The sequence below is a fragment of the Microbulbifer taiwanensis genome (assembly GCF_014904815.1).
Lineage (GTDB): Bacteria > Pseudomonadota > Gammaproteobacteria > Pseudomonadales > Cellvibrionaceae > Microbulbifer > Microbulbifer taiwanensis.
Genome location: NZ_JACZFR010000044.1, coordinates 60,541 through 78,395 on the forward strand (window position 1 = coordinate 60,541; position 17,855 = coordinate 78,395).

The following is a 17,855-nucleotide window of genomic DNA, read 5'->3' on the forward strand; positions in this document are numbered from 1 at the left end:
TATCTCTGCCCAACAAAAATCAATTCTATACTTCCGCCCACTTTACCGTTCTGGTGTTGTTGTTCGTATCCGTAGCATGGGCATAGAACTTCCAGTTGCCGCCTCTCAGGCGCCCGAATACAAAGCCCATACCGTGGTAGTGTGTCTGGTACTCGCACAGGCGCACGGCCCTCATGGGGATGTTGGGGTTGGGCAGCGACTGCTGGATGGATGTTCGCTGGGTTGCGCGCGCTGCTGCGCCGTTGCCGACGTTGTCATTGGAGTGGAATACATAGAGGGATCCGTTGTAGCGGATGGTCCCCACGGTGCAACCGGTCAGGGGACCGGTGATAAAGAAGGTGGCATTTGGATCCAGGATCATGCTGGTGCAGTGATTGGCGCGGAAGGGCAGGTAGCGAAAGCCCACATCTCCGTTGGCGGCCAGGGGCTGGAACACCCGGTAGATGCGGTTGGAGATACCGGTTACCGCCTTGAACTGTGTCCAGTTGGATGAGTGTATCGGCTGGTTGATGCCGACTGTGTGAATCATTGAGATGAAGTTGTTAGGGGACTGGGTGAAGAGCATTGCCTGCTTGCCATTGGGCAGGGGCGCCGCCGGACCGGCGACCGAGGCTAGGGCGGAGGCGGGCGCGTCCCGCACTTCTACCCGGTGGTGTCCGAGGTAGGCCTTGGGGTCGGCCATAAAGGATTGGAAGCCCATTGTTACTCTCCTTAGCGGTATTGGAATTTATTTGATGTCTGCTTCGATCGGGTCCTGATATTTAGTTTTATAAGCCTTTATAACTCTATGTTTCTTTTGGCTTTTATTTCCTGTACCGGATCCGGAAAGCTACTATTTATTCTACTCAATTTTATTTTGATAGCTTGGGCGTGCCTGGATTTTCTCCGGACAGGATTATAGATGAAATCGGTTCACGGTGAGACAGGGGAGTGGTAGCTATAGCGAGGCAATTGGCAGCCGCTATAAAACATATGGCGGGAATTTGAGCGAGTAATTGATTGGTCGATTTTATTAAGTAACTAAATTTTGCCCTGCGTATGGGTGTTTGATAGGTTCGCCTTGTGTATGTGGTACGGCTGTTGAAGAGCGCCGCTGGAGGTTTGGTGAGCGGCGTGAAAATCTCTCTAGAAAAAGGAATTGCACCATGATCTCCAAAGGCGTTGATGTTTACGGTTATCTCGGCTCGAGTTCTTACTCCGTAACCCACACTTTTCCCAATGACTTCGGAAGCGGCACCAAGGGCTGCACTTTTGATGCAGTAGAGGTAATGCAGAATGCAAATGACCAGATTGAAGAGTCGGATATCGGCCTGACGGATCACTACGGGCATTACCAGTGGTTCGCGGAGAAGAACGGCTCCGTCATTGCGTCCAAGTATGCGGAGATAGCGCCTTCGACAGGCAATATGGGGAGCAGCAATATGGGAGACATGCTGAATACCCCGTCCATCGTCACCTCGGACCATGCCATTTCCTACGGCTTCTATGACGCGGGGCCAGGCTGGGGCTCGCTGACCAACCAGGATCAGTCCTATGTCTATGTGACTTCCAATCATTCCACCTGGATGGGGGATCTGGCGGGGTCCACCGCCGCGTCCAGCAAACCTTTCGCCCGCTTTGCACTGCCGGGTGTACACGACGCGGGCATGTTCGATCCGTCGTTTATCCACGAGCTGGTGCGCAACAGTGATTACCTTGCCGCGCTCCTCGAGTTGGGCGCCCTGACGCCGTTTGCCGGCACCCTCGCCGGGATCACGGTGGCGGAACTGCAGGCCCTTTCCGCGGGCGAGATCGAGAAGCTGATTATCGGTTTCTCCTTCACCCAGAAGGACAACATTGCGACGATGCTGGATCTCGGTATTCGCTATTTCGATTTCCGCCCGGGGTACTGTGTCCCATTCTATGAGGGTGGAATCTATCACCAGCACGCCCTGATCCCGGGCTATCCCTACAACTCCTTCCTGCGGGATGTGCTGGGCTGGCTCGAGGCGCACCCCAGCGAGATCGTTGTGTTAAACATCAATGACCAGGGGTTTGTCGCCGATGATATGACGCCGTCCACTGAGGTCCTCGAGGAATATTTCTCGTCCGCTGTTGCGAGTTCGGGTGCGTCAAATATCGCAATCGGGGATAAGGACAGCCTGTCCCAGACCTACGGGCAGCTGATAGCGCAGAACAAGCGCCTGATCTTCCTGAACCAGATAGGGAGTGATTACTACCACGCGAGCAAGTATGACTCCTATAATTCCGGCACCTATACAACGACCGACCCCGCCGATGTGATTGGGGCGCTGAACGGCATGTCGCGCAGTCACCAGGGCGGCCACGACTACACAGTGCTCCAGCTCCAGGCGACGCCCGAGGGAACCGATGGGGGAATTCTCTCCAATCTCACAACGCTGAGCGATGCCTCCTCCCCGATTCTCTCGACCAAGGCGATGTTCGACCGGCAGACCTACACCTGGCTCCGCCAGCATGTCGCCAGTCGTTTCGATCCGGACCAGACCATCGTTTTCCTGAATGACTTTGGTGACAACGCTCTGGTCGATATTGCCAAGGATATCTCACGGGATCGTATCAACGCCTGACGGGTGCGGAAATCGCGGCTTGAAAAGCCGTCTTTCTCCTGGCACGAAAAAGCCCCGCCTTTTATGGCGGGGCTTTTTCGTTCTGGTATCGATGAGTGTTGAATGCCGGATCTCTAATCGGGGAAGCCCGGAAATTCTCGCGCCCTGATACCGGCCTTGTTCCAGTCGGTCTGCTCTGCGCAGAATATCTGCGCATCCGGCAGCTTCGAGGGCTCTGTATCGAGGCTGCCGGCCGGGACTATCAGGGATTTTCCGCTCTGGGAGAGGTAGGGCAATCCGGAGCCGCACTTTGCGCAGAATGCCTGGGAGAATGTGCGGGTCGGGTGGTCATAGCGAACTGTGCTTTCCTCGCCTTGTTCCCAGGCGATGTTTGTCGGGCTGGTAAAGAGGTTGGACGCGTGCGCCGAGCCCGTAAGCTTGCGGCACTGCTCGCAGTGGCAGAAATAGAAGTTGCTGAAGTTGTCTTCCACCGTGAACTTAACTTCGCCACAAAGGCATCCGCCGGTTATTCTGTTGGCCATGAGCATTCCCTATAGATTCTTGTGCAAAGATTCTATCAGGTTGCCGGTTTCTGTCCTTTTTTTGTTCTTCCTATATTCATGTCGTTTTACGCAATAAAAAAGGCAGCCACATAGACTGCCTTTTTAATTTGATAACTTCTGTAGGAGCGGCCGGTGGCCGCGATCGGTCTGTCAGCCGCTCCTACAGTTTCTGTGGTTAGCCGTTGCTGGGGAAGTTGAACTGGGCACCCTCGCGCACACCGCTGGCCGGCCAGCGCTGGGTCACCGTCTTGCGCTTGGTGTAGAAGCGCACGGCGTCCGGGCCGTAGGCGTGCAGGTCGCCGAACAGGGAGCGCTTCCAGCCGCCGAAGCTGTGGAAGGCCACGGGTACCGGCAGGGGTACGTTGATGCCGACCATGCCGACCTTGATATTGTCGGAGAAGTAACGCGCGGCCTCGCCATCGCGGGTGAAGAGGCAGGTACCGTTGCCGTACTCGTGGGCGTCGATGATCTCCATGGCTTCCTGCATGCTGTCCACACGCATGACGCAGAGCACCGGGCCAAAGATTTCTTCGGCGTGGATGACCATGCCTTCTTTCACTTTATCGAACAGGCAGGCGCCCAGGTAATTGCCGTCCTCGAAACCGGGGACTTTCAGGCCGCGGCCATCGACCACCAGCTCCGCGCCTTCCTCGATGCCCTTGGCGATATAGCCCTCGATTTTCTCCAGCTGCTGGCGGGTGACCACAGGACCCATATCGTTACTGTTGTCCATGCCGTCGCCGATCTTCAATGCGGCGATGCGCTCTTTGAGTTTTTCGATCAGCGCCTCGGCGGTGTCATCACCCACGGCCACGGCCACGGAAATGGCCATGCAGCGTTCGCCGCAGGAGCCGTAGGCGGCGCCCATCAGGGCGCTGACGGCGTTGTCCAGGTCCGCGTCGGGCATGATGATGGCGTGGTTCTTGGCACCGCCGAAGGCCTGGACTCTTTTGCCGTTGGCGTTACCGGTGGTGTAGACATACTCGGCGATGGGTGTGGAGCCGACGAAGCTGACCGCTTGCACGCGTTTGTCGGTCAGCAGCGTATCCACCGCTTCCTTGTCGCCGTTGACCACGTTCAGTATGCCGGCGGGGATGCCCGCTTCGATACCCAGTTCGGCGATGTACAGGGCGGAGCTCGGATCGCGCTCGGACGGCTTGAGGATAAAGGCGTTGCCACAGGCTACGGCCATCGGCCACATCCACAGGGGTACCATGGCGGGGAAGTTGAACGGGGTGATACCGGCGACCACACCCAGGGGCTGGAATTCGCTCCAGGAGTCGATGGCCGGGCCGACGTTCTTGCTGTGCTCGCCTTTGAGCAGTTCCGGCACGCCGCAGGCGTACTCGACGTTTTCGATACCGCGTTGCAGCTCGCCCATGGCATCGTTCAGTACCTTGCCGTGCTCGCGGGTGATCATCTCGCAGATCTTGTCGGCGTTCTGTTCCAGCAGGTCCTTGAAGCGGTACATGATGCGCGCGCGCTTGATCGGCGGCAGGTCGCGCCAGGCGGGGTAGGCGGCCTCGGCTGCGGCGATGGCCTCCTCGACGGTGGCTTGGCTGGCCAGGGAGACCCTGCCGATGACTTCGTTGGTGGACGGGTTGATCACGTCCTGCTGGCGCGGGTCATTGGCAACTGTTTTGCCGTTGATCAGGTGGCCGATGGTGTTCATTGTTGTGCTCCTTCGGATGGCTCCGATATCGATTCTTTATTTCGTCATACCGGCGCAGGCCGGTATCCCGTGTTGCGGTACCTGGGTTCCGGTACCGGATCAAGCCCGGCACAGGCTCTGCGCCGGAACGATGAGTGTGCGTTGTTGTAGAAGCGGCGGGGCGGCCGTCCGCCGTTGGCCGCGATCGATGTGAGGTAAATCTACCATTGATCGCAGCCACCGGCTGCTCCTACAAGTGGGTTATGCGACTGTCTGCAGGATTTCTCTCAGCGTCTGCGCTATCTGGTCAATCTGCGCGGTCTCGATGATAAACGGCGGCGCCACGGCAATGGTATCGCCGGTCCAGCGCAGCAGAACACCGCGCTTGTAGGCTTCCAGAACCACTTCCATGGCGCGCTTGCCCGGCTCGCCGTCGCGGGGTTGCAGCTGGATGGCGCCGGCCAGGCCGTAATTGCGGATATCGATCACGTTCGGGCAGTCCTTGAGGCCGTGCAGCGCCTCCTCGAAGTGCGGCGAGATCTCCCTGACGCGATCAAACAGCTTTTCGCTTTCGTAGATATCCAGGGTGGCCATGGCCGCGGCGCAGGCTACCGGGTGTGCGGAGTAGGTGTAGCCGTGGGCCAGCTCCGGGATATGCTCCGGGCCCTGCATAAAGGTGTCGTAGATACCCTCGCGGGCGAAGACGGCGCCCAGCGGAATGGCGCCGTTGGAGATGCCCTTGGCGGTGGTCAGGATATCCGGCAGCACGCCGAACTCCTCGGCGGCGAAGGCGGAGCCGGTGCGGCCGAAGCCAGTGATCACCTCGTCGAAGATCAACAGTATATCGTGCTGGTCGCACAGCTCGCGCAGTCGTTTGAGGTAGCCCTTGGGCGGCAATATCACACCGGCGGAACCGGCGAAGGGTTCCACCATCACCGCGGCGATATTCTCGGCGCCCTGCAGCTCGATGATATCCAGCAGTCGCTCGGCCATGGCCTCGCCGCCGTGGTCCGGCAGGCCGCGGGAGAAGCGGTTTTCCGGCAGCAGGGTATGGGGCAGGTGGTCCACGTCCAGGGCCGGGCCGAAGGTCTTGCGATTGCCGACCATGCCGCCGACGGAGATGCCGCCGAAGTTGACGCCGTGGTAGCCCTGGGCGCGGCCCACCAGGCGGATCTTCTCCGGGCGGCCGTTGGCGCGCCAGTAGGCGCGGGCGATTTTCAGCGCGGTATCCGCGGCCTCGGAGCCGGAGCCGCAGAAGAAGATGCGGTTCAGGTCACCGGGGGCCATGTCGGCGAGGCGCTTGGCCAGTTTGAACGACAACGGGTGGCCGAACTGGAAGGCCGGGGAGTAGTCCAGGCTGGTCAGCTGCTGCGCCACCGCGTCGGCGATTTCCCTGCGGCCGTGGCCCAGGTTGCTGCACCAGAGGCCGGAGAAGCCGTCCAGCACCGAGCGGCCGTCGGCGGTCGTGTAGTGCATGCCCTCGGCGCTGACAAACAGGCGCGGGTCGGCCTTGAATTGGCGGTTACCGGTAAACGGCATCCAGTGGGCGTTGAGTTCGTCGCTGCTCAGACCGGCGAGGCTGTCGATCTCGGCCATGGTTCACCTCATGCAGAGTTGGGTTTGTTATCGGGTTTATTGTCGTATCGAGGTGAGTCTAGGGGTGGTTAATAAAATTTACAATAGTTGAATGATTGTTCGGTTACTGTTTCGGGTGGGCATTGGCTGGATCCTCGGGGGGTGAACCTTGTGTTCGCCCCTGGCCGTGGTGGAGCCGGAGAGGTGAGGGCGAACACAAGGTTCGCCCCTACAAAAGGTTTTTCTCGTCATTCCGGCGCAGGCCGGACCGCGCAGGCATGGATGCCGTAGCGAGCATTCGCGAAGCGAATGGCCCGAAGGGCATGGTGCAGGAGCACCATCTAATCCAGGTGCCGAGGAACTGGATACCGGCCTGCGCCGGTATGACGAGCAATGAGTAATCGATTTGAGGTAGGGTATCAGCAGGACGGGTTTTGAGGGTCGGTGTTAATTATATTAATCAGAGGTGACGGTTTCGTAGTCCCGCAGAACCGCCAGGAACGCCTCCCCGAACCGCTCCAGCTTGCTGTCGCCGACGCCGGAAACCGCCAGCAGTTGCTCGCGGCTCTGGGGTTTGAGCTCGACCATGCCGCGCAGTGTTGCATCGTGGAAGACCACATAGGGCGGCACGCCCTGTGCATCCGCCAGCTGCTTGCGGCAGGCGCGCAGCGCGTCCCAGAGCGGTTCGTCGGCGGGGAGCAGCTCCGCCGGCGCAGCACTCTTGCGACCCTCGGCGCGACTCGATTTTGCCTTTGGCGGCAGCTTGCGCAGCTGGATGCTCTCCTCGCCGCGCAGCAGCGGGCGGCAGGCTTCGGTCAGGCGCAGACTCTGGAATTCACCCTCCACCTCTATGTAGGCACGCACCACCAGCTGGCGCACAACCCCGCGCCACTCGTTGGCGGACAGGTCCTTACCTATGCCGTAGGTAGTGACCCTGTCGTGGCCGAACTTGCGCACTTTCTCGTTTTCCGAGCCGCGCAGCACGTCGATCACATGGGCGGCGCCGAAGCGCTGGCCGGTGCGATAGACACAGGACAGCAGCTTGGCCGCGGCCTGGGTACCATCCCAGGTCTGCGGCGGCTCCAGGCAGGTATCGCAGTTGCCGCAGGGTTCCGCCAGCTCCTCGCCGAAATAGCGCAGCAGCGACTGGCGCCGGCAGCTGGTGATCTCGCACAGGCCCAGCATGGCATTCAGGCGCGCGCGCTCCTGGCGCTTGTGCTCCTCGCTGCCGTCCGAGCTGTCCGCCATCTGTCCCAGCTTGACCACATCCTCGAGACCGTAGAGCAGCAGGGCGGTGGAGGCCTCGCCGTCGCGCCCGGCGCGACCCGTCTCCTGGTAGTAGGCCTCGACGCTCTTGGGTAGGTCCAGGTGGGCGACGAAACGCACGTCCGGCTTGTCGATGCCCATGCCGAAGGCGATGGTGGCGACGACGATCACGCCCTCCTCGCGCAGGAAGCGGCGCTGGTGCTCGGCGCGCACCTGGGCCGGCAGCCCGGCGTGGTAGGGCAGGGCGTTGAAACCCTGCTGGCGCAGCCACTCGGCGGTGCTCTCCACCTTGGCCCGCGACAGGCAGTAGACGACGCCGGCGTTGCCCTGCTGCTCGGCGCGCAGGAACTGCAGCAGCTGGCGGCGCGGGTTGTCCTTCTGCGCTATGCGGTACTGGATATTGGGTCTGTCGAAGCTGCTGACGAAGTGTTCGGCTGCCTGCAGGTCCAGGCGCTGGGCTATCTCGGCGCGGGTGCGCTGGTCGGCAGTGGCGGTCAGCGCTATGCGCGGCACAGTCGGGAACTGTTCGTGCAGGCAGTTCAGCTGCAGGTAGTCGGCGCGGAAGTCGTGACCCCACTGGGACACGCAGTGGGCCTCATCGATCGCGAACAGGGACAGTTGGATCCGGGACAGCAGGTCCAGGCTGCGCGGTTGCAACAGTCGTTCCGGTGCCATGTAGAGCAGGTCCAGCTCGCCGCGCAGCAGGGCGCCCTCGATGTTCTGGACTTGGTCAAACGGCAGCGAGGAATTCAGGAAGGCGGCCTTCACTCCTGCGGCCTGCAGGGCCTCCACCTGGTCCTGCATCAGCGCGATCAGCGGCGATATCACCACCCCGCAGCCGGGGCGCGCCAGGGCCGGAATCTGGTAGCAGAGGGATTTGCCGCCGCCGGTGGGCATCAGTACCAGGGCGTCGCGGTCGGACATCAGTGTGTCGATCACCTCCGCCTGGGCGCCGCGGAATTCGGTGTAGCCGAAGACGTGCTCGAGTATTTCCTGTGGGTCTTGGGGGATCTGTTGCATAGGGGCGGAGTATACCGTCTTGTCATTGTCACTGTGGCCGCGATTGGCGAAACTCTGCCTCCTGATTCCATCCGGGAGAGACTTATGTGTGCCTTGCCTGCCGCCATTGCACTTGGCCTGATTTCCGATACAGCCATTGGTGGCGGAAATCTGGCTGGATTGCGGCGCGCTTGCCGGAAGGGTGTCGGCGGCGGTATCGGTATCGGTGCCGGGCCGTGACCGAGTTCTGGCGAGATCCTGCGCTGCCATTTGTCGAAAGCCGCCGGGCCAGCGACAGCAGGGCCTGCTATCGGCCACACAGCCACCCGACGCTTTCCATTGGCGCGGTGGATGGCGGTCGCAGCCACTTCCAGTGCGGCGACCTGCAGGCGCCTTTGGCGGCCGGTAGCCTGGTAACTGTGCCGGCCTGCCTGGTGCATGCCTGTAACCCTTTGCCGGCGCTTAGCTGGAGCTACCAGATGCTGCACCTGGATCAGGCCTGGGTGGCCGCGGTGCTGGCAGAGACGGGCCCCGGTTTTGAGGTGCCGGGCGAGGCCATTGTCAGCCGGGATCCCGCTGGCTACCGGGCCTTCTGCCAGCTCAACGCGCTGCTGTTCTCCGCTGCTCCCGCCGCCGACAAGGAGGCGGCACTGATCGAATTTCTGGGTCAACGGCTGTGGTGTAGTGGCCTGCCGCTGGCTCGTGTCCCGGAACCTGCGCCTGATCTGGAATCGCTCAAGGAGCGTCTGCTGGCAAACCTGGATGCGCCACCATCATTGCCCGAACTCGCCCGTGAATACGGTATCAGCCGTTATCAGCTGATCCGCCAGTTTCGCCGTGAAACCGGCCTGACACCGCATGCCTGGCTACTCGACCAGAGGGTGCAGCAGGCCCGCCGGCGACTGCGCCAGGGGGCTGGGCTGGCCGACCTGGCCCAGGACCTGGGATTTGCCGACCAGGGGCATTTCCAGCGGGTGTTCAAGGCCCATGTGGCGGCCACGCCCGGCCGCTATCGCCGCAACTGAGCGCACTTTTGTTCAATACCCGAATCTCTTGCGGCGCGACACTGACAGCTCCCGACATTTGGAGTAATTGTCATGTTGCAACAGTTCCTGCTGGTGGCCGGAGCGCATTTTCTCGCCCTGCTCAGCCCCGGCCCGGATTTCTTCCTGATACTGCGCTACGCCATCGCCCAGGGGCGCGCCCGGGCGGCCCTGGTCTGTGCAGGCGTGACCCTGGCCAATGCCCTGTTTATCGGGCTGGCCTGGTTTGGCCTGATGGCGCTGGATGGCCTCACCGGGCTCTTCGCTGTATTGCAGTGGGCCGGCTGCGGCTTCCTGCTCTACATGGGGTGGTTGTTCATCCGCCACGCCGGAAACCGGCAGCTTGTCACCGGGGGCGACACCGGGCCGGCGCCCGGCCAGCCCCTCGGCGCTTTCGGCGCCGGCCTGGCTTCCGGGTTGCTGAACCCGAAGAACGGGCTCTTCTATGCCAGCCTGTTCGCCGTGCTCAACAGCCAGGGCACGCCGGAATCTGTACAAGGGCTCTATGCGCTGTGGATGGTCGGCGTGGTGCTGGGCTGGGACCTGCTGGTTGTGTGGCTCGCCAGCCAGCAGGCGTTGATGCGCCGCTTCGGCAACAAGCTCGCGCATATCGAGCGACTGGCAGGTGTCCTGCTGGTACTGCTGGCGTTCGGCGTGATCGCGTCCCAGCTGCCCCATTGAAAGGAGACCCGATGCCACAGCGTTGACGCATTCCATAGTCCGCCAGTCAGAAGCAATTCGCAATTTTGTCGCCTGTTTGGTTTTGTGACGGGGTTCTCAGGTCTATAATCGCGGCACCACAGACGTAGACGACCGCCACGGAAGGCGGAAGTGCAAATTTGCTAGGGAACAATAATTTGCCAAAGGATAAGGCTATGGGTGTTGCCAGAATGACGCCTCTGCTGTTGGCGATGGGCTTTTCGGTACTGGCCGGATGCACCGCAACCGCCCCGCAGACACTGGTGCAGTCGGCCCTGGCCGATACCCATCTCGGCTGGCAGCCGTCCCCGTCCAATCAGCTCGCCTTCTCGCTCGCAACCGCCTCCGGAATCGCCCGGGTGGAGCTGCAACCGCTACCGGAGCACCTGGATACCCTGACCCTGGAACTGCCGGGTATGCGCAAGGTCGAGGGTGTGCAGTGGCGCGGTGAGGACGGTGGGCATGCGATGTTGTTCGACGGCGCCGGCGGCCCGGAGGGTGTCAGCCTGCAGAGCCGTGGCCACGGTTTCCGCCTCGAGATCAGTGGTGCAGCACTGGACCTGGTGCGCGGAGGCGGCGTGCTGACGGTGATCGATTACTACCGCGGGTAGGGTGCGCCGCGCGCACCGGGAACTTTAATGGTGCGCATGGCGCACCCTAAGCAATCCGCTTATTCTTCGAATCCCAATCCCCGCGGCCGGATCAGGTAGAGCTTCGGCCAGAATTTCCCTGTTACCCAGAGACCGTTCCTGCCCTGGTCCCAGGCAATGCCGTTGGCGACCACATCCGGGTGCCTGCTGGCTGGCACCAGTGCTTCCACATCGATCAAGCCGCGCACCTCGCCACTCTGCGGGTCTATGGCGATGATGCGGGTGTCCTGCCAGATATTGGCCCAGATAAGCCCCTGGGCGAACTCCAGCTCATTCAGGTTCGACCAGTCTTCAGCGCCGCCGCGAACCTGCAGCCGGCGTTTGACTGCGAATGTCTGCGGGTCGCGGAAGGTCAGCTCGCCGCTGCCGTTGCTCATGATCAGTTGCTCGCCGTCGCTGGTCAGTCCCCAGCCCTCGCCGGCGTAGTGGCGCAGGCCCAGGGGCGACAGGTCGCTGGCGCGGTAGACCTGCAGCTCGCCGGCCTTGTAAGTGAGCAGGTAGAGCCTGCCGTCGAGCACCGTCAATCCCTCTGCGAAGCGGTTCTCAGCCAGCCACTTGCGCCTTAGGGGATTGGCGGCGGGATCGTTATACTCGGCGAGCCAGGAACGCCGGTAGAGGCCGCTGCTCTCCCACCAGCGCTGGCCGTCGAAGTAGAGTCCCTGGGTAAAGTGGTCCGCCGGGCGACTGCGCTCCTCCAGGACGGAAAAGGGTGTCGCTGCGATTCCCTCCGCAAGAGCGGCGAATGGGAGCAGGGCCAACAGCAGTATTGAGAATTTGCGCATCAGAAAATAACTATGACCAGAGTAAAGACGTTTATTACCTTGACCCTTCTGGGTGGATTGGCGGTGGTTCTGCCCATCGCCATATTTATCCTGTTGTTCCAGTGGCTGTTCGGCCAGATCAGCGAACTGGTGGCGCCGGCCGTGGTGTGGCTGGAGGCGCATACCGACTTCAAGGATACTCTCGCCAAGCTGGCGGTGATAGCGCTGATACTGGGCGGCTGCTTCCTGATCGGCCTGCTGGTAAAGACCAGCGTCGGTCGCTGGATGCACCGGCACGTGGACCATTGGTTGGGGCGGCTGGCGCCGGGTTACAACACCATCAAGGACCTGGTGTTGCAGTTTATCGGCGGCGGCGCCGGGGAGGGAGTGTTGTCCGGCCCGGTGGCGCGGGTGCGCATCCACGGCGCTGACAACCCGCTGTCGGTTACCGCGATAGTGACTTCCCAACACGCCAATGGTGATTTCACCGTCTATGTGCCCACGGCGCCGGTGCCGACGTCGGGTTTTGTCTTCCATGTGCCGGCCGAGTGTGTGGAGATACTGCCGAATGTGACGGTGGAAGCGGCGATGAAGTCCATTGTTGCCTGTGGTTCCGGCAGTGGTGCGCTGCTGGCGCCCGCCGCGCGGTCGTAATAGGGCACTTACTTTGTAGGAGCGGCCGGTGGCCGCGAAAAGTCTTGGCTGCGTAGCCGAACCTGATCGCGGCCACCGGCCACTCCTACAGGGGCGCTCGCTTTTTAGTTCTTGCGATTCTTACCCAGATCGCGAATCGCAAAGCGCGCCGGATGCAGCGCCTTGGTCAGCTCGTTGGAAACCGGCATCTCTTCCCAGCAGATCCACGCGGCGAGCACTTCCGCCGCCAGCGGCGCATAGGTAAAGCCCCGCGAGCCGAGACCGCCGAGCACGTACAATTGCGACTGGTAATCGGCCCTCTGCGGAATCAGGAATTTGCGGTTTTTGCGCAGGTCGGCGTAGGTCGAATCGAGGGAGTCCCAATCGGGTACCGGGCCGGCCATCGGCAGATAATCCGGCGTCGCCGCGCGCAGGGCGGCGCGGCCACTGAGGGGCTGTGATGAAAATTCCGCGGCAATCTCCGGCAGCAGTCCCGCCAGTGTTTCAAGGTTTTCCCGGTGCTCCTCTTCGCGCAATTCCGTTGCCGTTTCCTTGAGTTTGAAGGTGGCGCCGAAGCTGTGGCGCCCGCGATGCGCCGGGGCAATATAGCCCTCGCCACAGAGGGTGGTGTTCAATTTTTGGGATTGTTCACCGGTCGCGACGCTGGACACCTGGCCGCGAATGGGGCGCAGGGGCAGGGCGGCTGTCTGCGGGAACTGGCGGATGCCGTTGGCGGTGCAGATGATTGCGGCATCGGCAAAAAAGTCTCCGTTTCCAGTGCGGGGATGTAGTCGCCAGCCGCCCTCCCGTGCAGTCAGTTCTTCGATTTCGGTTTCGAAATGCAGCCGGATATTGTCGTGCTGCAGAAGTGTTGTGCAGACTTTCTGCGGTTGCAGCCAGCCCGCTTGTGGAAAATAGAGACCGTCGTAATCCAGCGACAGCCCGGCGATGGCGCTGGCCTCTTCAGCGCTAACCGCGCGGGCCAGTGCTTCCGCCTTGTTGCGCTCCAGCCACTGGCCTATCTGGTGCTGCAGCCGCTGCTCCTTTTCGCCCTGCGCCAGCTGCAGCAGGCCGCAGAAATGTGCTGCCTCGGCGCATTTCTCACGATAGAAGCGCAGGGCGAAGATCAGTGCGTGCAGGTTGAAATCGCCGTTGGGGCCGGGTTTCGGGGACAGCTTTGCGTAGAGGATGCCCTGGTCGTTGCCGGAGGCGCCGGCGCCTGGCTGTGGGCCCTTGTCAAAGACGTGAACGTCCAAGCCGCGTTCGGCCAGGGCGCGGGCCGTGGTGGCGCCGGATATTCCGGCGCCTATTACGGCTACCTTTTTGACCTGCTTGCGAGATTGATCGCGGCCATGGGCCGCTCCTACAGGAGCTGAGTCAAACCCTTCTAGGAGCGGCGGGGCGGCCATCCGCCCATGGCCGCGATAGATCTGTCCTTCTGGCAGATGCCAGGGTGTCGAAGTGACTTGTGCGGGCTCAATCCGCTCCAGCTCCCCCCGCAACATCTCCCGCTTGCGCCCGAACCCGGGCACCTTCTTCAGTACGAAACCGGCATCCTTTAACCCGCGCTTGACCAGCCCGGCGCAGGTAAAAGTCGCAAAGGTGGCTCCGGGTCGGCTGAGCGCGGCGATATTCTCGAACAGTTCCGGCGTCCACATGGCCGGATTCTTGGCCGGGGCAAAGCCGTCCAGAAACCAGGCGTCGACGAGGCGATCGCGGCTATCGTCCTCAAGGCGCAGGGATTGAAAGGCCTCGCTGGCCTCGCCGATTACCAGTGTCAGGCTGACGGGGCCGAAATGCAGTCGGTGTACGCCCGGTGCCAACAGTGGCGGATACCTGGCTATTAACTGTTCGGCCAACGGCTGCAGCTCTGGCCACAGTGCCAGCGCCCGCTCCAGGTCCTGGGAATGCAGTGGGAATTTTTCCACCGAGATAAAATGCAGCTGCGCCTTGGCGGGCGCCGCCTGTTGCCACAGTGCCCAGGCGGCGAGGAAGTTGAGTCCGGTACCGAAGCCGGTTTCGCCGATGGTGAACTTCTCCCCGGCGCCCAGCTCCGTCCATCTTGAGGGCAGGGCGTTTTGCTGCAGGAAGACGTAGCGGGTCTCCTCCAGCCCCGACACGCTGGAAAAATAGATGTCGTCGAAGGCGCGGGACAGCGGTTGGCCGTCGTCGCGCCACTCGATATCTGCGTGGAGACTTTTATCGGTCACTGCTCTCTTCTATCCGCTCAGGTCTGCTTTCTGTTCGCTCAGGGCTGCAAGCCGAACTCGCGCATTACCTGTGCGCACCACTTGTCCAGGCGCCCCTCGCTGAGGTCGAATTCGTTCTCGTCGTCCAGCGCCAGGCCGACGAAATGGGAGCCGTCGTCGGTCAATCCCTTGGATTCCTCGAATTCATAACCCTCCGCCGGCCAGTAACCGACCAGGCGTGCGCCGCAGGCCAGCAGTTGCGCGTGCAGGTAGCCGAGGGCGTCCTGGTACCACTGCGGATAGCCTTCCTGGTCCCCTTGTCCGTAGAGGGCTGCGGTTTTGCCCTGCAGACTCAGCTGTGCCAGCTGGTCCCAGATGTTTTCCCAGTCCTCCTGCAATTCGCCGTAGTCCCAGGTGGGAATACCGAAAATCAGGAAATCGTACTGCTCCGCCAGGGCGATATCGCCGTCTGCCACATTGTGAATATCTATCCAGTCGGCGCCGATGCGCTCGCGGATCTTCTCCGCGGTCATCTCCGTGTAGCAGGTGCTGGAACCGTAAAACAAACCGATGGGTGCATTCATAATCGATAAAACTAGTGTCTCTGTGTCCTGGCAAAATCCAGTTTTCGCAGGATGGGCAAAGCGTAGCCTGCCCATCTGCGGGCAGCCTGATGGGCACGTCGCTGCGCTCCTTTGTCCATCCTGCAAAGCTATTGTGTCAGGGCGCCGGCAAAATCCAGCTGGCGCCAGGCTTCATAGATGACCACCGCGGCGGCGTTGGACAGGTTGATACTGCGGCACTCGGGGCGCATCGGGATACGCAGCGTGTGTTCTGCACCCACCTGCTCGAGGAAATCCGCGGGCAGACCGCGGGTCTCGGGGCCGAAGACGATGGCATCGCCCGGCCGGTAGTCGATCTCCGTGTGCCTGCGGCTGCCCTTGGTGGACAGCGCCAGCACCCGCGCCGGCTGCTCCGCCTCGACGAAGGCCTGCCAGTCCCGATGGCGCACCACGCGGCTGTACTCGCTGTAGTCGAGCCCGGCGCGGCGCAGGCGTTTGTCATCCATCGCGAACCCCAGTGGCTCGATCAAATGCAACTCGGCGCCGGTATTGGCGCAGAGGCGGATGATATTGCCGGTGTTGGGGGCGATTTCCGGTTGGTAGAGGACAATTTTGAACATGGAATCTGCAAGTTATGCCGGATCGGGTAGTGGGCGGAAGTGAAGGCCCTGCTACCGGGTGCCGCCTTGCGAGACTGTTGGCGAGAGGGGCCTCGCCGACTAGCTCCCAGGGATGGGTTAACGGCGTGTCTCGCCAGGCGGCACCCGGTAGCAGGGCCGCCCGAGGCTTGAATTCGTGTGATTCGCTTCGGGCCAGCCAGCTAATAATGGCGCGGATTATAGCGTGGCGGACGCTTCTTCGCAGTCGATCTCCACGCCCAGCTCGTCGGCGATCTCGTCCAGCTCGTCGCGCAGGCCGTCCAGGTCCATGTCCTCTGCCACGCTGATGGTGCACTGGGCGGTAAACAGCGGCTCGCCGCTCCAGGGCGTGCTGTCGTAGCCTGTTTCCAGCTGTTCCATATTGAGTTGGCGCGCGGCCAGTGCGCGGGAGATCTCGCGCACGATCCCCGGTCGGTCGTTGCCGACCAGTTTCAGGATCACCGTTTGCTGCGGACCCGCGGCCACCGCCAGCGACTCCTCCACCTGCAACTTGAAACCCTCGCCAGCCAGCGCTGCGAGGGCGTCCTTCAGGCCCTGGCAGGCATCACTCGGCACGCTGACCCGCAGGATGCCGGCGAACTTGCCGGCAAAGTGCGCCATGCGGCTGTCTTCCCAGTTGCCGCCGCTTTCCGCCACCACGGCGGAAAGTTTCTCCACTACGCCGGGCTTGTCGTCGCTGATCAGGGAAATCACGAGGTGCTGTTGCATGGGGTATTCCTTTGCTCCAGGGGGGACAGTTAAACTGCATTGTATCTGATAACTCTATCAGCTGGTCGTAAAGCCGTTATCTCCAGTGTGATTGCCGGGTAATTTGCGGAGGCTGTCGATGAAAGTGCACGCGGATTTGTGTGTTATCCCCATAGGGTCTGGGGTTTCTGTTGCGGAATATATAGCGGAGTGCCAGCGGGTGCTGGAAGAGGCGGGCCTGGAACACAGGATGCACGCCTACGGCACCAATGTCGAGGGTGAGTGGGACGAGGTGATGGCGGCGGTGAAGCGCTGTCACGAGCGGGTCCACGCACTGGGCGCACCGCGCATCAGCACCAGCCTCAAATTGGGAACTCGAACAGACCGCGAGCAGTCCTTACAGGATAAGATCGACAGCGTGCGAGATCGATTGGATAAGAAATAACAAACTGGAGACACTATGAAGATCCAAAAACTGCTGGCGGCAGTCGCCTGTACCGCTGCCTTTGTCGGCACCGCTCAGGCCGCTGACCTCAAATCGGTTATCGAGGGGGATCACCGTACCGAGGCCTATGCCGCGCGCGACCAGTACCGCCGCCCGGCGGAAACTCTCGAGTTCCTCGGGATAAAGCCGCATATGACCGTGGTGGAAATCACCCCCGGCGGTGGCTGGTACACCGAAATCCTGGCCCCTTACCTGAAGGAAGAGGGTACTTTCTACGCGGCGCACTTCCCCGAAGACAGCGGCTCCAGCTACTACCAGCGATCCCTGGACGGTTTCAAGAAAAAGCTGGCAGCGGACAAGGACAGCTACGGCAAGGTGAAACTGACCGCCTTCGATCCGGCCAGTGGCAGTGAAATCGCCCCCGCCGCCAGCGCCGATGCGGTGGTGACTTTCCGCAATGTGCACAACTGGATGCGCGGCGACAACGACCAGAAAGCGTTCGACCAGTTTTTTGCCGCACTCAAGCCGGGTGGTGTGCTGGGTGTCGTCGAGCATCGGGCCAAGCCGGGTACCAGCCGCGACGACATGATCAAGAGCGGCTATGTCACCCAGGACTATGTGATCGAGCTGGCCAAGAAGGCGGGTTTCGAGCTGGAGGAAGCCAGCGAGGTGAACGCCAACCCGAAGGACACCGCCGTACACCCGAAGGGCGTCTGGACGCTGCCACCGGTGCTGCGTCTCGGTGACGAGGACAAGGACAAGTACCTGGCGATCGGCGAGAGCGATCGCATGACACTGCGCTTCCGCAAACCCAAGTCTTAAGTTGTTTGTAGGAGCGGGGGGGGGGGGGGGGGCCCCGCCCCCCCCCCCCCCTCTCCTGTTGAACCTAGAGCGAACCCCCTCCC

The 17,855-nt window shown here is 61.7% G+C and carries 17 protein-coding genes; 7 read left to right on the forward strand and 10 right to left on the reverse strand.

What is annotated here, in order from left to right:
- Positions 1-25: 25 nt before the first annotated feature.
- A complete protein-coding gene (locus tag IG627_RS15730; protein WP_193193344.1) occupies positions 26-700 on the reverse strand; it encodes a hypothetical protein in 675 nt (224 codons plus the stop codon).
- Between the two features lie 445 nt (positions 701-1,145).
- On the opposite strand from IG627_RS15730, the gene IG627_RS15735 reads away from it, so the two are divergent.
- Positions 1,146-2,588, forward strand: a complete 1,443-nt coding sequence (locus tag IG627_RS15735; protein WP_226865253.1) for a PI-PLC domain-containing protein — start codon at positions 1,146-1,148, stop codon at positions 2,586-2,588.
- Between the two features lie 113 nt (positions 2,589-2,701).
- Here the strand turns inward: IG627_RS15735 and IG627_RS15740 are convergent, their stop codons facing one another.
- From IG627_RS15740 to recQ, 4 genes are all read right to left on the reverse strand, one after another.
- Positions 2,702-3,109 (reverse strand): GFA family protein, encoded by a 408-nt coding sequence (locus IG627_RS15740; RefSeq protein WP_193193348.1) that lies wholly within the window; start codon positions 3,107-3,109, stop codon positions 2,702-2,704.
- A 196-nt stretch (positions 3,110-3,305) separates the two neighbouring features.
- Positions 3,306-4,802, reverse strand: a complete 1,497-nt coding sequence (locus IG627_RS15745) for a CoA-acylating methylmalonate-semialdehyde dehydrogenase (RefSeq protein WP_193193350.1) — start codon at positions 4,800-4,802, stop codon at positions 3,306-3,308.
- A gap of 240 nt (positions 4,803-5,042) precedes the next feature.
- Complete coding sequence (locus tag IG627_RS15750) at positions 5,043-6,377, reverse strand: aspartate aminotransferase family protein (RefSeq protein WP_193193352.1); 1,335 nt, start codon at positions 6,375-6,377, stop codon at positions 5,043-5,045.
- 435 nt (positions 6,378-6,812) lie between these two features.
- Positions 6,813-8,642, reverse strand: a complete 1,830-nt coding sequence (gene recQ / locus IG627_RS15755; RefSeq protein ID WP_193193354.1) for a DNA helicase RecQ — start codon at positions 8,640-8,642, stop codon at positions 6,813-6,815.
- A 215-nt stretch (positions 8,643-8,857) separates the two neighbouring features.
- Between recQ and IG627_RS15760 the strand changes: the two genes are divergently transcribed.
- The 3 genes from IG627_RS15760 (at position 8,858) to IG627_RS15770 (ending at position 10,974) form a co-directional block, all read left to right on the forward strand.
- Positions 8,858-9,646: a helix-turn-helix transcriptional regulator gene (locus tag IG627_RS15760; RefSeq protein ID WP_319024584.1), complete on the forward strand. Its 789-nt coding sequence runs from the start codon at positions 8,858-8,860 to the stop codon at positions 9,644-9,646.
- A 72-nt stretch (positions 9,647-9,718) separates the two neighbouring features.
- Entirely contained in the window at positions 9,719-10,345 is a 627-nt protein-coding gene (locus tag IG627_RS15765; protein ID WP_193193359.1) for a LysE family translocator, read from the forward strand.
- A gap of 194 nt (positions 10,346-10,539) precedes the next feature.
- Positions 10,540-10,974 carry a hypothetical protein gene (locus IG627_RS15770; protein ID WP_193193361.1) on the forward strand — a complete coding sequence of 145 codons (435 nt, stop codon included), beginning with the start codon at positions 10,540-10,542 and terminating at the stop codon, positions 10,972-10,974.
- A 59-nt stretch (positions 10,975-11,033) separates the two neighbouring features.
- On the opposite strand, the gene IG627_RS15775 is transcribed toward IG627_RS15770, so the two are convergent.
- Entirely contained in the window at positions 11,034-11,795 is a 762-nt protein-coding gene (locus IG627_RS15775) for a glutaminyl-peptide cyclotransferase (protein WP_193193363.1), read from the reverse strand.
- A gap of 12 nt (positions 11,796-11,807) precedes the next feature.
- On the opposite strand from IG627_RS15775, the gene IG627_RS15780 reads away from it, so the two are divergent.
- Positions 11,808-12,428 (forward strand): DUF502 domain-containing protein, encoded by a 621-nt coding sequence (locus IG627_RS15780; protein ID WP_193193365.1) that lies wholly within the window; start codon positions 11,808-11,810, stop codon positions 12,426-12,428.
- 104 nt (positions 12,429-12,532) lie between these two features.
- On the opposite strand, the gene mnmC is transcribed toward IG627_RS15780, so the two are convergent.
- The 4 genes from mnmC to IG627_RS15800 form a co-directional block, all read right to left on the reverse strand.
- On the reverse strand, positions 12,533-14,617 hold the full coding sequence (gene mnmC / locus IG627_RS15785; RefSeq protein ID WP_193193367.1) for an FAD-dependent 5-carboxymethylaminomethyl-2-thiouridine(34) oxidoreductase MnmC: 2,085 nt from the start codon (positions 14,615-14,617) through the stop codon (positions 12,533-12,535).
- Between the two features lie 38 nt (positions 14,618-14,655).
- On the reverse strand, positions 14,656-15,180 hold the full coding sequence (fldB, locus tag IG627_RS15790; RefSeq protein WP_193193369.1) for a flavodoxin FldB: 525 nt from the start codon (positions 15,178-15,180) through the stop codon (positions 14,656-14,658).
- A gap of 128 nt (positions 15,181-15,308) precedes the next feature.
- A complete protein-coding gene (trmL, locus tag IG627_RS15795) occupies positions 15,309-15,779 on the reverse strand; it encodes a tRNA (uridine(34)/cytosine(34)/5-carboxymethylaminomethyluridine(34)-2'-O)-methyltransferase TrmL (RefSeq protein ID WP_193193371.1) in 471 nt (156 codons plus the stop codon).
- A gap of 216 nt (positions 15,780-15,995) precedes the next feature.
- Complete coding sequence (locus IG627_RS15800) at positions 15,996-16,526, reverse strand: glycine cleavage system protein R (RefSeq protein ID WP_193193373.1); 531 nt, start codon at positions 16,524-16,526, stop codon at positions 15,996-15,998.
- A gap of 118 nt (positions 16,527-16,644) precedes the next feature.
- Here IG627_RS15800 and IG627_RS15805 point away from each other — a divergent pair, with 118 nt between their 5' ends.
- Entirely contained in the window at positions 16,645-16,950 is a 306-nt protein-coding gene (locus IG627_RS15805) for an MTH1187 family thiamine-binding protein (protein WP_193193375.1), read from the forward strand.
- 15 nt (positions 16,951-16,965) lie between these two features.
- Positions 16,966-17,772, forward strand: a complete 807-nt coding sequence (locus IG627_RS15810; protein WP_193193377.1) for a class I SAM-dependent methyltransferase — start codon at positions 16,966-16,968, stop codon at positions 17,770-17,772.
- Positions 17,773-17,855 lie beyond the last annotated feature (83 nt).

Bases quoted from the DNA above. Each gene is read 5' to 3' on its own strand.
- IG627_RS15730 (WP_193193344.1), bottom strand. From the start codon at position 700: ATGGGCTTCCAATCCTTTATGGCCGACCCCAAGGCCTACCTCGGACAC.
- IG627_RS15735 (WP_226865253.1), top strand. From the start codon at position 1,146: ATGATCTCCAAAGGCGTTGATGTTTACGGTTATCTCGGCTCGAGTTCT.
- IG627_RS15740 (WP_193193348.1), bottom strand. From the start codon at position 3,109: ATGGCCAACAGAATAACCGGCGGATGCCTTTGTGGCGAAGTTAAGTTC.
- IG627_RS15745 (WP_193193350.1), bottom strand. From the start codon at position 4,802: ATGAACACCATCGGCCACCTGATCAACGGCAAAACAGTTGCCAATGAC.
- IG627_RS15750 (WP_193193352.1), bottom strand. From the start codon at position 6,377: ATGGCCGAGATCGACAGCCTCGCCGGTCTGAGCAGCGACGAACTCAAC.
- recQ (WP_193193354.1), bottom strand. From the start codon at position 8,642: ATGCAACAGATCCCCCAAGACCCACAGGAAATACTCGAGCACGTCTTC.
- IG627_RS15765 (WP_193193359.1), top strand. From the start codon at position 9,719: ATGTTGCAACAGTTCCTGCTGGTGGCCGGAGCGCATTTTCTCGCCCTG.
- IG627_RS15770 (WP_193193361.1), top strand. From the start codon at position 10,540: ATGGGTGTTGCCAGAATGACGCCTCTGCTGTTGGCGATGGGCTTTTCG.
- IG627_RS15775 (WP_193193363.1), bottom strand. From the start codon at position 11,795: ATGCGCAAATTCTCAATACTGCTGTTGGCCCTGCTCCCATTCGCCGCT.
- IG627_RS15780 (WP_193193365.1), top strand. From the start codon at position 11,808: ATGACCAGAGTAAAGACGTTTATTACCTTGACCCTTCTGGGTGGATTG.
- fldB (WP_193193369.1), bottom strand. From the start codon at position 15,180: ATGAATGCACCCATCGGTTTGTTTTACGGTTCCAGCACCTGCTACACG.
- trmL (WP_193193371.1), bottom strand. From the start codon at position 15,779: ATGTTCAAAATTGTCCTCTACCAACCGGAAATCGCCCCCAACACCGGC.
- IG627_RS15800 (WP_193193373.1), bottom strand. From the start codon at position 16,526: ATGCAACAGCACCTCGTGATTTCCCTGATCAGCGACGACAAGCCCGGC.
- IG627_RS15805 (WP_193193375.1), top strand. From the start codon at position 16,645: ATGAAAGTGCACGCGGATTTGTGTGTTATCCCCATAGGGTCTGGGGTT.
- IG627_RS15810 (WP_193193377.1), top strand. From the start codon at position 16,966: ATGAAGATCCAAAAACTGCTGGCGGCAGTCGCCTGTACCGCTGCCTTT.